At 73.1% G+C, this 13,532-nt stretch carries 11 protein-coding genes; 4 read left to right on the forward strand and 7 right to left on the reverse strand.

What is annotated here, in order from left to right; genetic code table 11:
- Positions 1-110: 110 nt before the first annotated feature.
- Positions 111-2,369 (forward strand): protein kinase domain-containing protein, encoded by a 2,259-nt coding sequence (locus QIS99_RS00335; RefSeq protein WP_282509161.1) that lies wholly within the window; start codon positions 111-113, stop codon positions 2,367-2,369.
- 206 nt (positions 2,370-2,575) lie between these two features.
- Entirely contained in the window at positions 2,576-4,843 is a 2,268-nt protein-coding gene (locus QIS99_RS00340; protein WP_282509163.1) for a bifunctional serine/threonine-protein kinase/ABC transporter substrate-binding protein, read from the forward strand.
- 232 nt (positions 4,844-5,075) lie between these two features.
- On the opposite strand, the gene QIS99_RS00345 is transcribed toward QIS99_RS00340, so the two are convergent.
- Both QIS99_RS00345 and clpB read right to left on the reverse strand, forming a co-directional pair.
- On the reverse strand, positions 5,076-5,621 hold the full coding sequence (locus QIS99_RS00345; RefSeq protein WP_282509165.1) for a YbjN domain-containing protein: 546 nt from the start codon (positions 5,619-5,621) through the stop codon (positions 5,076-5,078).
- A gap of 122 nt (positions 5,622-5,743) precedes the next feature.
- Positions 5,744-8,350 carry an ATP-dependent chaperone ClpB gene (gene clpB, locus QIS99_RS00350; RefSeq protein ID WP_282509167.1) on the reverse strand — a complete coding sequence of 869 codons (2,607 nt, stop codon included), beginning with the start codon at positions 8,348-8,350 and terminating at the stop codon, positions 5,744-5,746.
- Between the two features lie 183 nt (positions 8,351-8,533).
- Here clpB and QIS99_RS00355 point away from each other — a divergent pair, with 183 nt between their 5' ends.
- On the forward strand, positions 8,534-8,950 hold the full coding sequence (locus QIS99_RS00355) for a pyridoxamine 5'-phosphate oxidase family protein (protein ID WP_282509170.1): 417 nt from the start codon (positions 8,534-8,536) through the stop codon (positions 8,948-8,950).
- A 249-nt stretch (positions 8,951-9,199) separates the two neighbouring features.
- Here the strand turns inward: QIS99_RS00355 and QIS99_RS00360 are convergent, their stop codons facing one another.
- On the reverse strand, positions 9,200-9,520 hold the full coding sequence (locus tag QIS99_RS00360; protein WP_282509172.1) for a (2Fe-2S)-binding protein: 321 nt from the start codon (positions 9,518-9,520) through the stop codon (positions 9,200-9,202).
- Between the two features lie 4 nt (positions 9,521-9,524).
- Positions 9,525-9,767: a hypothetical protein gene (locus tag QIS99_RS00365; RefSeq protein WP_282509174.1), complete on the reverse strand. Its 243-nt coding sequence runs from the start codon at positions 9,765-9,767 to the stop codon at positions 9,525-9,527.
- A 154-nt stretch (positions 9,768-9,921) separates the two neighbouring features.
- On the opposite strand from QIS99_RS00365, the gene QIS99_RS00370 reads away from it, so the two are divergent.
- Positions 9,922-10,917 carry a helix-turn-helix transcriptional regulator gene (locus tag QIS99_RS00370; protein ID WP_282509176.1) on the forward strand — a complete coding sequence of 332 codons (996 nt, stop codon included), beginning with the start codon at positions 9,922-9,924 and terminating at the stop codon, positions 10,915-10,917.
- Positions 10,918-11,226: 309 nt separating this feature from the next.
- Here the strand turns inward: QIS99_RS00370 and QIS99_RS00375 are convergent, their stop codons facing one another.
- The 3 genes from QIS99_RS00375 to dnaJ all read right to left on the reverse strand — a co-directional run bounded on the left by QIS99_RS00375 (position 11,227) and on the right by dnaJ (position 13,431).
- The gene (locus QIS99_RS00375) at positions 11,227-11,478 is read right to left on the reverse strand and encodes a GntR family transcriptional regulator (RefSeq protein ID WP_282509178.1); all 252 of its coding nucleotides are present in this window, start codon (positions 11,476-11,478) and stop codon (positions 11,227-11,229) included.
- Positions 11,479-11,786: 308 nt separating this feature from the next.
- Positions 11,787-12,236, reverse strand: a complete 450-nt coding sequence (locus QIS99_RS00380) for a heat shock protein transcriptional repressor HspR (RefSeq protein WP_282509180.1) — start codon at positions 12,234-12,236, stop codon at positions 11,787-11,789.
- A gap of 4 nt (positions 12,237-12,240) precedes the next feature.
- Positions 12,241-13,431 carry a molecular chaperone DnaJ gene (dnaJ, locus tag QIS99_RS00385; protein ID WP_282509181.1) on the reverse strand — a complete coding sequence of 397 codons (1,191 nt, stop codon included), beginning with the start codon at positions 13,429-13,431 and terminating at the stop codon, positions 12,241-12,243.
- Between the last annotated feature and the right edge of the window lie 101 nt (positions 13,432-13,532).

Consider the following 13,532-nt stretch of genomic DNA (forward strand, 5'->3'; position numbering starts at 1 on the left):
GTGAGCGGGGGGCGTACAGGAGTGGGCGGACGTGCGCGGGTGGGCGGGCGTACGCGGGTGAGCGGGCGTGCGGAGGCGACCGGGCTCTCGGACAGAAGTGGGGTGCAGCAGTGAGTGAGGCGTTGTTGCCCGGGGATCCCTCGGTCGTCGGTGGGCATCGGCTGCTCGCTCGGCTCGGTGCGGGAGGCATGGGCGTCGTCTACCTCGGGCGGTCCGGCAGCGGAGCCCTGGCCGCCGTGAAGGTGGTCCAGCCCGAGCTGGCCGACGAGCCGGACTTCCGGGCCCGGTTCCGGCGCGAGGTCGAGGCGGCCCGGCGGGTCGTCAGCCCCTGGGCGGTGCCGGTGACCGGTGCGGGGCCGGACGAGCCGACGCCGTGGCTGGCCACCGAGTTCGTACCGGGGCCTTCGCTCGCCGAGGAGATCCGCCGCTCCGGCCCGCTGCCCGCGTACAGCGTGCGTGCCCTCGGCCGGATGCTCGCCGCCGCGCTCGGCGCCGTGCACGCGGCCGGGCTCGTCCACCGCGACGTCAAGCCCGCGAACGTCCTCCTCGCCGTCGACGGCCCCCGCCTCATCGACTTCGGCATCGCCCGCTCCACCGGCCTCGGCACACACACCGCGCTCACCTCGCTCACCGCGACCGGCCTGGTCGCGGGCACCCCCGGCTTCCTCTCCCCGGAGCAGGCCGAGGCGAGGACCGGCCAACTGGGCCCGGCCTGCGACGTGTTCTCCCTCGGCTGCCTCCTCGCGTACGCCGCGACCGGCCGGGCCCCGTTCGGCGAGGGCACCGCGGAGGCGATGCTCTACCGGACCGTGCATGACGAGCCGGACCTGGCGGGTGTCGCCGACGACGACCTGGGCGCGCTGCTGCGGGCCTGCCTGGCCAAGGACCCGGCGGCCCGTCCCTCCCCCGGCCGGATCGAGTCCCGGCTCGCGGGCGACGAGCGGCCCGGCGGCGGCTGGCTGCCCGAGCACGTCGTACGGGACATCGCCGACCGCTCGGCCCGCATGCTGACCCTGCCCGGCATCGACCCGACCGTCACCGACCGGCCGACCGCCCTCGACCCGGTATCCGGCAACCCGCCGTCCGGCAACCCGCCGTCCGGCGGCACAGCGTCCGGCGAGGCGGCGCCCGGCAACCCTGCGTCCGGCGGCACAGCGTCCCGCGGCACGAGCCGGCGCCGGCTCCTCGCGTTCGGCACCGGCGGCGCGCTGCTCGCGGCGGCGGGCTCAGGCACCGCGAGGTGGGCGCTGACCCGCGACGACGCCCCGCAGCCCGCCGCCGACCGCTGGGCCCTCGGGGTGCACGCCGACCTCAGCGGCCCCGGCAAGGCCGACGGGCGGGCGCACGAACAGGGCGTGCGGCTCGCCGTGGAGCAGTACAACGCGCGCGGCGACAAGCCCTTCGCGCTCGGACTGCGCACCGCCGACGACGGCGGCGCCGAGGCCCGGGCCGAGTCCGCCGCGCAGCGCCTGGTGCGGGACCGCTCCGTGCTCGCCGTGGTCGGTCCGACCTCCGACGCCTGCGTCGACGGCGCGGTCGGCACCTACGACGAGGCGCTGCTGCCGATGCTCCTGGTCAAGCCCGGCGCGTTCCGGCTGGTCGGCCGCCGGTACCGGGCCTCGCTGCACTGCCGCCCGATGGTGTACGCGCTGGGCTTCGGGCTCGCGATCCAGCTGACCCGGCAGGAGAAGGTCTCGTACGCGGGACTGCTGCAGGACCGTACGACGGACCCGGTCGCATGGGAGATCACGCAGGGGATCGCCGACGCGATGCGCAAGGAGAAGGCGCGGTTCTACCCGCGGGTGGTGCCGGCCGGTCTGGACGACCTCGGTCCGCAGGTCGCGGACATCCTGCGGGCGAAGGTCGACTCGTTCGTCTACGCCGGGAGCGCGGAGGGGGCGGTCGGCGTCGCCCGGAGCCTCGCGGACGCCGGGTTCGACGGGCCCCGGCTCGGCCCCGAGGAGCTTGCCGAGCCCGCCTTCGTCGGCGCCGAGGCCGCGGAGGGCTGGCTGCTCGGCACGTCCTTCGTCGACCCGGAGCGGCTGCCCGCGGCCGCGTCGTTCGTCCGCGCCTTCCGCCGCCGCTTCGACGCGGCGCCGGGGCGGTACGCGGTGGAGGCATACGACGCGGCGAACCTGGCGATCGACCAGCTGGTGCGCGGGGTGCGGGACGGGCGCCCGCCGGAGCGCGCACGCCTGGCGACGCTGCTGCGCGCCGCCGAGTACCGCGGCATCACCAAGCCGCTGTCGTTCGACCGCGACAACGGCCGCTACGAGGGCGAGCTGTGCTACCGCCACCGGGTCGAGAACGGCAAGCTCCGCTTCCTCGGCGAGGTACCGGGCGGGGACCCGTCGGGGAGCGACGCGTGAGCGGTGCGGGCGGGAGTGGTGGGGTGGTCGGTACGCCGGGCAGCGGGCCGGGCAACGGGCCAGGCGCTGGGCCAGGCAGTGGGCCGGGCAGCGGGCCAGGCGGTGGGCCGGGCAGCGGGCCAGGCGGTGGGCCGGGCAGCGGGCCAGGCGGTGGCGCTGGTGTTGCGTCGCTGCGGTCCGGGGATCCGTTCCGGATCGGGGGCCGGGTGCTGCTCGGGCGGCTCGGCGCGGGCGGGATGGGCGTGGTGTATCTGGCCCGTTCGCCGGACGGCACGCACACCGCGGTGAAGCTGGTGCGCGCGGAGTACGCCGCCGACCCGGCGTTCCGGACGCGGTTCCGGCGCGAGACCGAGGCCTCCGCCCGGCTGTCGGGCCGCTGGCTGGTGCCGGTCGTCGACGCCGACCCGGAGGCCGTACGGCCCTGGCTCGCCACCCCGTTCGTGCCGGGCCCGAGCCTCGCCGCAGCGGTCGACGGGTACGGCCCGCTGCCCGAGCCCGGCGTGCGCACCCTTGGCGCGGGGCTCGCGGAGGCGCTGGCCGGCGTGCACGCGGCGGGCCTCGTGCACCGCGACGTCAAGCCCGGCAACGTGCTGCTCGCCCTGGACGGGCCCCGCCTCATCGACTTCGGCATCGCCCGCGCCGACGGCGGCACCGCGCTGACCGCCACCGGCCTGGTCCTCGGCTCCCCCGGGTTCCTCTCGCCGGAACAGGCCCAGGCCCGGTCCGCGACGGCCGGGCCGCCGAGCGACGTGTTCGCCCTCGGCTGCGTCCTCGCCTACGCGGCGACCGGGCGGCGCCCGTTCGCCGCGGCCACCGTGGCGGGCTCGCTGTTCCGCACGGTCCACGAGGAGCCCGACCTGGCCGGTGCCCCCGCGGCGCTCCTCCCGCTGCTGCGCGCCTGCCTCGCGAAGTCCCCGGCCGACCGGCCCGGCACGGCCGCCGTACGGGAGCAGCTGGCCGCGGGCCTGCCGCCCGGCGCGGACCTGGGCTGGCTGCCCGCGCCGTTGCCCGGGCTGATCGCGGAGCGCACCTCGGCGGTCCTCGCACTGCCCACCCCGGAGCCGCCACCCCCGGAGCCGCCACCCCCGGAACCGCCACCCCCGGAACCGCCGCCTCCGGAACCGCCGACCCTCGCCATCGGCCCGGCTACCGGCTCGGCCACCGGCCCGGCGACCGGCCCGGCCAAGGAGACCGTTCCCGGAGACGCCCGTCCGACCCGGCGCCGGGTGCTCCGCCTCGGCGCCGGGCTCGGGGCGGCGGCGGCCGCCGGGGCCGGGCTGTTCGCCGTACAGCAGACCTGGACCGGGGACGGGGACAGCGATGGGGACGGGGACGGCGGCGGCAAGGCGGCCTTGCCGCGCTACACCATCGGTCTGCACGCCGATCTGTCCGGCGCGCAGCGGGAGTCGGGCCAGGCGCAGGAGCGCGGCGCGCGGCTCGCGGTGGCGCGCTTCAACGCCGCCGACGACCGCCCGTTCGACCTCGGGCTGACGGTCCGCGACGACCGCGGCGAAGCCCGTACGGCCGCGCAGGTCGCGGACCGGTTCGCGGCGGACCCTCAGGTCGCCGCCGTGCTCGGCCCCACCGGGGACGCGGGCTTCGCAGCGGCAGCCGGGCGGTACGAGGAGGCGCTGCTGCCCATGGTGACCGTCTCCGCGCCCACCTCCCTGATGACCCTCGACTCCCGCCAGGCCCTGTTCCAGCTCCGGCCCGCCACCGCCGAGTTGGGCTCGGCCATCGTGCGCTACCTCGGCGCGGTCGAGCACATCACGCACACCGCCGTCGTCGACGACCGCGCCGCCACCGGCGACGAGGACGGGGGCCTGGTCGAGCGCATCCAGCAGGCCCCGCCCTCAAGGGGCCGCGTCACCGTGCACCAAGTCGCCGCGGACGAGGGGGTGTTCGACACCGTGGCCGCGGCGGTACGGAAGTCCGGCGCGCGGGCGGTGGTCTACGCCGGCTCCTCGCCGACGCGGGCGGCCCGGTGCGCGCGGGCGCTGCGGCGCGGCGGCTTCGACGGTCCGCGGATGGTCCCGGAGCCCGTCCTGCGGCCGGAGCGGGGCCGCTTCCCGTTCCTGGCGGAGGCGGGGGACGCCGCGGAGGGCTGGCTGTGCGCGGCCACGTACACCGACCCGGGCAGGCTGCCCGCGGCGCGCGGCTTCACCGAGGCCTACGCCGAGCGCTTCCCCGACGCGCCCGACCCCGGCCCCGCCGCGCCCTGCGCCCTGGAGGCCTACGACGCGCTGCTGCTCCTCGCCCGCTCGCTGCGCCGCCCGGCCGACGGCGGCCCGGAACGCGGCTCGACGGCGACCCGCCTGCGCGCCGCCCGGTACGACGGCCTCGCCAAGCCGATCGACTTCGACCCGGACGCCGGGCAGTTCGTCTGGTCGGCGGGGCTGTTCCTGTACGTGGTGGAGCGGGGGGCGATGCGGTTCCTGGGCCACTACCGGGAGGTCACGGAGCCGGTGGGCTGAGGGCCTGTCCGGGGCCGCCTCCCGGCGGCGTCTCCCAGGCGCCGTCTCCCGGACGGCGTCTCCCGGGGCGCAGCCTCCTGGGCGGGCGTGTCCCGGCGGCGCCTCCGGGCGGGCGTCTCCCAGGCGGGCGTCTCCGCCGCGGACGGCGAGAGCCCGGCCCGAGCACGCCACGCGGATGGTGGCGGCCCCGGCCGGGCTCCCTGGTGGACGGGATGACCGTCGCGGAGGAGGACTACTCCTCGTCCGGCTTCTCGGGCTTCTCCGCCGAGTCGACCTCCTCGACCAGGCCGAGGTGCTCGACGAGCCAGCGCTCGAACTCGATCGCGGCGCGCACCCAGCTGACCGTGGAGGACACGAAGTGCTCCAGGCTGACGCCGGTGCCGATCAGCATCTGCGCCTCGCCCACGATGCGGACGGTGGTCGGGCCGCCCTCCTCCTCGTGGGTGTGGGTGTACACCTTGGGCCACAGGGTGCGGCGGTTCCAGTCGTCCACGGCGTCGAGGATCTGCGCCTTGGACTCGATCGCGTGCGGCCGGTCGTAGAACGTCCGCACCGAGAAGACCTGCTGGTCGCCCTCGCCGCGGAACATGAAGTACGTGCGGAAGTTCTCCCACGGCGCCGCGAGGTCGCCCTCGTCGTCGACGACGTGCTTGAGCTCCATCTGGTCCAGGAGCTGCTTCACCAGGTCCTGGTCGGGGACGACGGGGCCCGCCGGTCCTGCGGCCTGCGGTTCCGGCTGGCCCCCGAAGTTCGGAATCGAGGACGGGTCGATGCTCACCGTGTATTTCCCTTCGTACGGATTCTGCCCATCCTCCACCATCGACGGCGGGGGGCCGCAACCCCCCGCCCCGGCGATCCGCGCCGATCCCGCCCCGGCGATCCGCGCCGATCCCCGTCCGGCTACTGCGCGGGCCCCACGATCAGCTCGTCCCCGACCCGCTCCACGCGCACCGTGTCGCCGTCCCTGACCTCGCCGGCGAGGATCTCCCGGGCGAGCCGGTCGCCGATCGCGGTCTGGACGAGGCGGCGCAGCGGGCGCGCCCCGTACGCCGGGTCGTTGCCCTCGTCCGCCAGCCAGGCCAGGGCCTCGGGTGTGACGTCGAGGCTGAGGCGGCGCTCGGCGAGGCGGGCGGCGAGGCGGTCGGTCTGGAGCCGCGCGATGTGCGCGAGCTCGTCCTTCGACAGGGCGGAGAACACCACCAGGTCGTCCAGGCGGTTCAGGAACTCGGGCTTGAAGCTGGCCCGTACGGCCTCCAGGACCTGCTGCTTCTTCTCCTCCCCGGTCGTCAGCGGCTCGACCAGGTACTGACTGCCGAGGTTCGACGTCAGGATCAGGATGGTGTTGCGGAAGTCCACCGTCCGGCCCTGGCCGTCGGTGAGGCGGCCGTCGTCGAGGACCTGGAGCAGGACGTCGAAGACCTCCGGGTGCGCCTTCTCCACCTCGTCGAGCAGCACCACGCTGTACGGCCGCCTGCGCACCGCCTCGGTGAGCTGGCCGCCCTCCTCGTACCCGACATAGCCGGGCGGGGCGCCGACCAGGCGGGCGACGGAGTGCTTCTCGCCGTACTCCGACATGTCGATGCGGACCATGGCCCGCTCGTCGTCGAAGAGGAAGTCGGCGAGGGCCTTGGCCAGCTCGGTCTTGCCGACGCCGGTCGGGCCGAGGAAGAGGAACGAGCCGGTGGGGCGGTCCGGGTCGGCGATCCCCGCGCGCGTGCGGCGTACCGCGTCCGACACCGCGCGTACGGCCTCCTGCTGGCCGATGAGGCGCTTGCCGAGCTCGTCCTCCATGCGGAGGAGCTTCTGGGTCTCGCCCTCCAGGAGGCGCCCCGCGGGGATGCCGGTCCAGGAGCCGACGACGTCCGCGATGTCGTCGGGGCCTACCTCCTCCTTGACCATCAGGTGCTTGCTGTCACCCGTCTTGGCGGCCTCCTGCTCGGCCTCGGCCTCGCTGGCCTCCTGGAGTTCGCGTTCCAGGCCGGGGATCTCGCCGTAGAGCAGCTTGGACGCGGTGTCGAAGTCACCGTCGCGCTGGGCGCGTTCGGCCTGGCCGCGCAGTTCGTCGAGCTTCTCCTTGAGTTCGCCGACGCGGTTGAGGGAGGTCTTCTCCTTCTCCCAGCGCGCGGTGAGGCCGCGCAGCTCCTCCTCCCTGTCGGCGAGGTCGCGGCGCAGCTTCTCCAGGCGCTCCTTCGACGCCTGGTCGGTCTCCCTGCTGAGCGCCAGCTCCTCCATCCTCAACCGGTCGACGGAGCGCTGGAGTTCGTCGATCTCGACGGGCGAGGAGTCGATCTCCATGCGCAGCCGGGAGGCGGCCTCGTCGACCAGGTCGATGGCCTTGTCCGGCAGGAAGCGCGAGGTGATGTAACGGTCGGAGAGGGTGGCGGCGGCCACCAGGGCGGAGTCCGCGATGACGACCTTGTGGTGAGCCTCGTACCGGCCCTTGAGTCCGCGCAGGATCGCGACGGTGTCCTCGACGGACGGCTCGGCGACCAGCACCTGCTGGAAGCGGCGCTCCAGGGCCGGGTCCTTCTCGATCCGCTCGCGGTACTCGTCGAGCGTGGTGGCGCCCACCATGCGCAGCTCGCCGCGGGCCAGCATCGGCTTGAGCATGTTGCCGGCGTCCATCGCGGAGTCGCCGCCCGCGCCGGCGCCGACCACGGTGTGCAGCTCGTCGATGAATGTGATGATCCGGCCCTCGCTCTCCTTGATCTCGGAGAGGACGGTCTTCAGGCGCTCCTCGAACTCGCCGCGGTACTTGGCGCCGGCCACCATCGCGCCGAGGTCGAGGCTCACCAGGCGCTTGCCGCGGAGGCTCTCCGGCACGTCGCCCTTCACGATGCGCTGCGCCAGCCCCTCGACGACGGCGGTCTTGCCGACGCCGGGCTCGCCGATGAGCACCGGGTTGTTCTTCGTACGCCGCGACAGGACCTGCACGACGCGGCGGATCTCCTGGTCCCGGCCGATGACCGGGTCGAGCTTGCCCTCGCGGGCGGCGGCGGTGAAGTCGGTGCCGAACTTCTCCAGGGCCTTGTACGCGCCCTCGGGGTCGGGGGTGGTCACGCGCCGGCCTCCCCGTGCCTCGCCGAACGCCGCCGACAGCTTCTTGTCACTCGCACCCTGTTCCTTCAGTACGTCCGCGGTCCGGCCGCCCTTCGCGGCGAGGCCGATGAGCAGATGCTCCGTCGAGAGGTAGTCGTCGCCCAGCTCCTTGGCGCGCTGTGCGGCGTCCGCGATCACGGCAAGGAGTTCCCGGTCGGGCTGCGGCGGCGCGACGGTGGACCCGGTCACGCTGGGCAGGCCTGCGAGGACGCGCTCCGCTGCGGATCGTACGGCGGCCTGGTCGGCGTCGACCGCGGCGAGGAGGTCGGTGATGTTCTCGTTCTCGCGCCCTTCGAGCAGGGCGAGCAGCAGATGGGCCGGCGTCAGATCCGGGTGGCCCCCGGACACGGCCCGGCTCGTCGCCGCCTGGAGCGCATCCCGGCTCCGGTTCGTCAGCTCGGCATCCACGTGCGCGCTACCTCCTCGGTCTTCGACTGCTGCGCCACTCCAGCACACTGCTCAGCACACTGCTCAGTGCATTGCTCAGTGCATTGCTCAGTGCATTGCTTCAGCCAGCGTACATAAAGTTGAGCCTATTCCACTCAGGTATCGACGTCCCCTCAAGGTACCGGCGAGGATAGATTCCGGTCCATGGCCATCGACCCCCGAGCCCCCGGCTCCGCCTACCTCAGCTTCTGGCGGGAGCGGCACGTGTGCACCTTGACGACCCTGCGCCCCGACGGCACCCCGCATGTCGTACCGGTGGGCGTCACGTACGACCCGGAGGCGGGGCTGGCCCGTGTGGTCAGCAGCAAGTCCAGCAAGAAGGTCGGCAACATCCTGGCGGGGGGCGCGGACGGCGCACCGGTCGCCGTCTGCCAGTTCGCCGGCAGGCTGTGGGCGACGCTGGAGGGCCGGGCCCGCATCCGCACGGAACCGGAGGAGATAGCCGAGGCGGAACGCAGGTACGCGGAGCGGTACGGACGCACCCCCTCACCCAACCCGAACCGGGTCGTCATCGAGATCACCTTGACGAAGGGGCTGGGGAGCAGGGCCCTGGCGGGCTGAACGACGGCCCGAGGGGAAACAGAGCGCGCAGCGCGATCGACGGCACCCGAGCCGACGGTGCGGACCGCACCACAGCGGAACCCGCCGTACCCGCCCTACCGGCCCTACCGGCCCTACCGGCCCTACCGGCCCTGCCCGCCGTACCGGCCCTACCGCACACGCACAGCGGCGCCACCGTGATTTCCAGGTTCACGGTGACGCCGCTGCGGGGGGAAGCGCCTGGGCGATCTTGACGACGGGGGAATCGCGTCAGGCACTGCGGGGGGTGGCCGGGATGGTTTCCGGTTCGACCAGCTCGTGGTCGCGCTGATCGAGGTTGACGAAGATCATTCCGTACCGGATCGCGCACCGCACCGGCTGCGGCGCCCCACGGGGCTTCCGCAGGCACCGGAAGGCGCGCACGTCGTCGTCCTCGTCGTCCCGGACGACCAGGATCGGCTCGCCGAAGAGGGTGACCATCAACGAATCGCCGGGACCCGGCAGGGCCGTGACGAGGTCGATGAAGTGCCACCCGGATCGGTAGGCGGATGCCATCTCCCGCCGGAATCGGGTGTCTTCAGGGATCGCCATGTCTTCAGTTCCAGCCCGAGTCGGGGGCAGCAGCCAGGCTCCAGCCGGGATCCTGGGCCGCGGCCACGCTCCAGCCGGGATCCTGGGTCGCGGCCACGCCGCTCCAGCCGGGATCCTGGGCCGCGGCCACGATCCAGCCGGGGTCGCCGCCTGCCGCAACCACCGGAGCGGATGCCGACGCACCGGCGTCCACGGCCGACTCCACGACCCCCACTGCGGCGGCTGCGACGAATGCGACAGCAATCACTGTACGTATGAGTCTCTTGGCCATTACCGAGCAACCTCACTTGATGATGTCGCGTCCTAGCCCCCGCAGCAACGACGATGGCTCACACTCTGCCCTCGGCACCACCGCGGCCAGGCATCATGTTCCTGATATGCAGGAGCCTGGGGGTGTACATATGGGGATAGAAGCGAATGAAACGGACCACCCTCATTCGCATACGGAGTTGTGCGAGGCAGGAACGAAGCTCTACACGAGCGCCCTGCGTACAGGTCGAATAGCCCGGTCAGAGGCGCAAGCCGCACCCTGTCTCATCGACCTGGCCCTGCTCCATCCCGACCCGGACGACACCCAGTGGCTCCGCCCGGTCCCACCGTCCGCCGCCCTGGCACAACTGCTCCTCCCGATCGAACGGGAGATCCAGGACCGCCGACGCCACACCGTAGCCCTGGCCGATGCTTTTGAGCCATTCATGGCCATCAGCGCGATCGACCCGCCAACCACCCACGCCATCACGGTTCTTGAGGGAATCGGCCTGATCAACGCGACCCTGGACCGGGTCGTCGCCGAGTGCTCCACCGAGCTGTTGACCGTACAGCCGGGTGGCGGGCGGCCCGCCAAGACGCTCAGCGAAGCCCTGAACCGGGTGCAGCCGCTGCTCAACCGCGGCATCCGGATGCGCACGCTCTACCAGCACACCGCCCGGCACACCGAACTCACCCTCAACTACCTGGACCACGTGGGCCCCGAGGTCGAGGTGCGCACCCTTGAGGAGATCATCGACCGGCTGATCATCGTGGACCGGAAGGTCGCCTTCATCCCGGCCCGCAGCGACCGCCAAGTAGCCCTGGAACTGCGCCACCCCGGCCTCGTGGAGTATCTCGTCGGCGTCTTCGAGCAGTTCTGGCGGGTGGCTGTGCCGTTGAACGAGGAGATCCCGTACGAGAACAAGACAGAGGGCATCACGGGCGTCCGCCGCTCCATCGCGAAGCTGCTCGTCGAGGGCCACGTGGACGAGGCGATCGCACGCCGGCTCGGCATGAACGTACGCACCTGCCGGGCCCATATCGCCAAGCTGGCCCAGGTGTTGGGCAGCGGCAGCAGGGCCCAGCTGGGGTATCTCATTGCGCGCTCGGGGTTGCTGGAGGAGCTACGGACCGACCCTCGCGATTGACGGCCCCGCCGCGCCAGGACCTGTCCGGCGGTACGTCCAGGCCCGCGCGGGCGATCAGCGCACCGATGGAGCACCCCGTACGCCCCTTTTGCCCCCCTCATCTCCTTGCCCCCGCAACAACCTGAGGCTTCCCGCCCCCACCCGCGTACCGCATAGTCAAAGAACGAACCACAGCGCCCGGCCCGGCCCCCTTCCGGTCGGGGCGCACCCCACACCCCACCCCGATTGACCCGACCTTCACCCCACACCCCCCAAGCAGCAGGCCCGCATCCTCAACGAGGGTGCGGGCCTGCTGCGTTGCGCCGGTTGCTAGGAATCCTCGGCGGACGGTTGCTCAATAACGAATGAGCCCTTCCCGCGCACGGTGACGATGAGCCCGCGCTGACCGAGCAGCTGGAGCGCCGCCCGTGCGGTCGGGCGCGAGACGTTGAACTCGTCGCAGATGGCCGCCTCGGACGGAACCCGGCGGCGCGGTTCATACGTGCCGTCCGCGATGCGCGCGCCGAGAACGGCGGCGATCTGCTCGTAGAGCGGCTCAGGCCCTTCTAGGTCGACAGTCATATCTCGACCCTATTTGACCGGAGACGATGCATATCGTCATGCGTAGACACCTAACAACACCTGACAACACCTGACAGGTGTGTAAGCTCTGGATACGACAGGACCCCCGCGACGGGTGCAAGCCGGGCGAGCGGGGCGGGCTTCAACGTCTACGCCTGCCGGGCGTGCGCCGCGCACTACCCGCCCGCTCCCGACGTACTCGACCTCCTGCCGCCCCGCCGCACGACCCGAGACGCGCGCGGCGGATAACGACGCCAAAGGGCTGGACGCCAACCGGCCGTCCAGCCCTTTCGAACGCGTGCCCCCGCCTACTGCCCCGGCTGTCGCCCCGGGCGCCACACCACCAGCGCGCTGGTCGGGTGGGCCTCCTGGTACGGGACCAGGTCCCGGCGGTACGAGGCGTGGACCTGGGCCTCGCGCTGCTGCATCGCCGCCGCCGCGCCCTCGACCGCCGCCGAGAGTTCGGCGACCCGGGACTGCAGCGCCGCGACCTGGTTCTCCAGCTCGATGATGCGCTTGATCCCGGCGAGGTTGATGCCCTCCTCCTGCGACAACTGCTGGACGGTGCGCAGCAGTTCGATGTCGCGGGCGGAGTAGCGCCGGCCCCGGCCGGCCGTGCGGTCCGGGGAGACCAGGCCGAGGCGGTCGTACTGCCGCAGGGTCTGCGGGTGGAGTCCGGAGAGCTGGGCCGCCACCGAGATGACGTACACCGGCGTCTCTTCGGTCAGTTGATACGGGTTACGTCGACGGCCGTCCATCTGCTCAAGCTCCCTTCGCGGCCTGGAACAGTTCTGCCCGGGGATCGTCGTCCGCAGTCGCCTTGCGGTACGTCTCCAGGGCTTCGCGGGCCTCGGGGGTCAGGTCCTTGGGGACCGCCACCTCGACCGTCACCAGCAGATCGCCGCGCGTGCCGTCCTTGCGGACCGCGCCCTTGCCCCGGGCGCGCATCGTCCGGCCGCCCGGCGTGCCCGCGGGCAGTTTCAGGGTGACCGTGGGACCGCCGAGCGTCGGTACCTTGACCTCGCCGCCGAGCGCCGCCTCCGTGAAGGAGACCGGCACCGTGACGGTGAGGTTGTCGCCCTTGCGGCCGAAGACCGGGTGGGCGTCCACGTGCACGACTACGTACAAGTCGCCCGCGGGACCGCCGCGTTCGCCCGGCGCGCCCTTGCCGCGGAGGCGGATGCGCTGGCCGTCCGAGACGCCCGCGGGGATGCGGACCTGCATCGTGCGGGACGACTTGGCGCGGCCCGAGCCCTTGCAGACCTCGCAGGGGGTCTCGGCGATGAGGCCGCGCCCCTTGCAGTCCACACAGGGATCCGTGAGGGAGAACCCTCCGCCGCCGCCGCGCGAGACCTGCCCCGTACCGACGCAGGTCGGGCACACGCGCGGCGTGCCGTTCTTGTCGCCGGTGCCGGAACAGGCCTTGCAGGGCTGCTGGCTGGACATCCGGAGCGGGACCGTGGCCCCGTCCACCGCCTCGGTGAAGCTCAGCGTCACCTCGGACTCGATGTCCTGGCCGCGCCGGGGCTGGGTGCGCGTGCCCGCGGCGCTGCCCCGGTTGAAGAGCCCGCCGAAGACGTCGCCGATCCCGCCGCCGCCGAAGCCGCCGGGGCCGCCGGGGCCGCCCGCGCCCTGGCCGCCCCCGAAGAGGTCGCCCAGGTCGAAGTTGAAGTTGCCGCCCCCGCCGGCGCCGGGACCGGGTCGGAACCCGCCGTTGCCGAAGAGGGTGCGCGCCTCGTCGTACTCCTTGCGCTTCTTGGGGTCGCCGAGGATGTCGTTCGCCTCGGAGATCTCCTTGAACCGCTCCTCCGCCTTGGGGTTGTTCTTGTTGGCGTCGGGGTGGTTCTCGCGCGCGAGCTTGCGGTACGCCTTCTTGATCTCGGCGTCGGTGGCGTCCTTCGGGACGCCGAGGACCTTGTAGTAGTCCTTCTCGATGAAGTCCTTGGTGCTCATCCCCGGCGTCCCTCCTTCCGCTGGCCGGTCACCCGGTCCTTCCGCTGGCCGGTCACCCGGTCCTTCCGCTGGCCGGTCACCCGGTCCTTCCGCTGGCCGGT

This window comes from Streptomyces solicavernae (assembly GCF_029968095.1).
GTDB lineage: Bacteria > Actinomycetota > Actinomycetes > Streptomycetales > Streptomycetaceae > Streptomyces > Streptomyces solicavernae.

What these genes read in the sequence shown, in the direction of transcription:
- QIS99_RS00380 (WP_282509180.1), bottom strand. Translation starts at nt 12,236, where the DNA reads ATGGACGGCCGTCGACGTAACCCGTATCAACTGACCGAAGAGACGCCG.
- QIS99_RS00375 (WP_282509178.1), bottom strand. Translation starts at nt 11,478, where the DNA reads ATGACTGTCGACCTAGAAGGGCCTGAGCCGCTCTACGAGCAGATCGCC.
- dnaJ (WP_282509181.1), bottom strand. Translation starts at nt 13,431, where the DNA reads ATGAGCACCAAGGACTTCATCGAGAAGGACTACTACAAGGTCCTCGGC.
- QIS99_RS00360 (WP_282509172.1), bottom strand. Translation starts at nt 9,520, where the DNA reads ATGGCGATCCCTGAAGACACCCGATTCCGGCGGGAGATGGCATCCGCC.
- QIS99_RS00370 (WP_282509176.1), top strand. Translation starts at nt 9,922, where the DNA reads ATGGGGATAGAAGCGAATGAAACGGACCACCCTCATTCGCATACGGAG.
- QIS99_RS00355 (WP_282509170.1), top strand. Translation starts at nt 8,534, where the DNA reads ATGGCCATCGACCCCCGAGCCCCCGGCTCCGCCTACCTCAGCTTCTGG.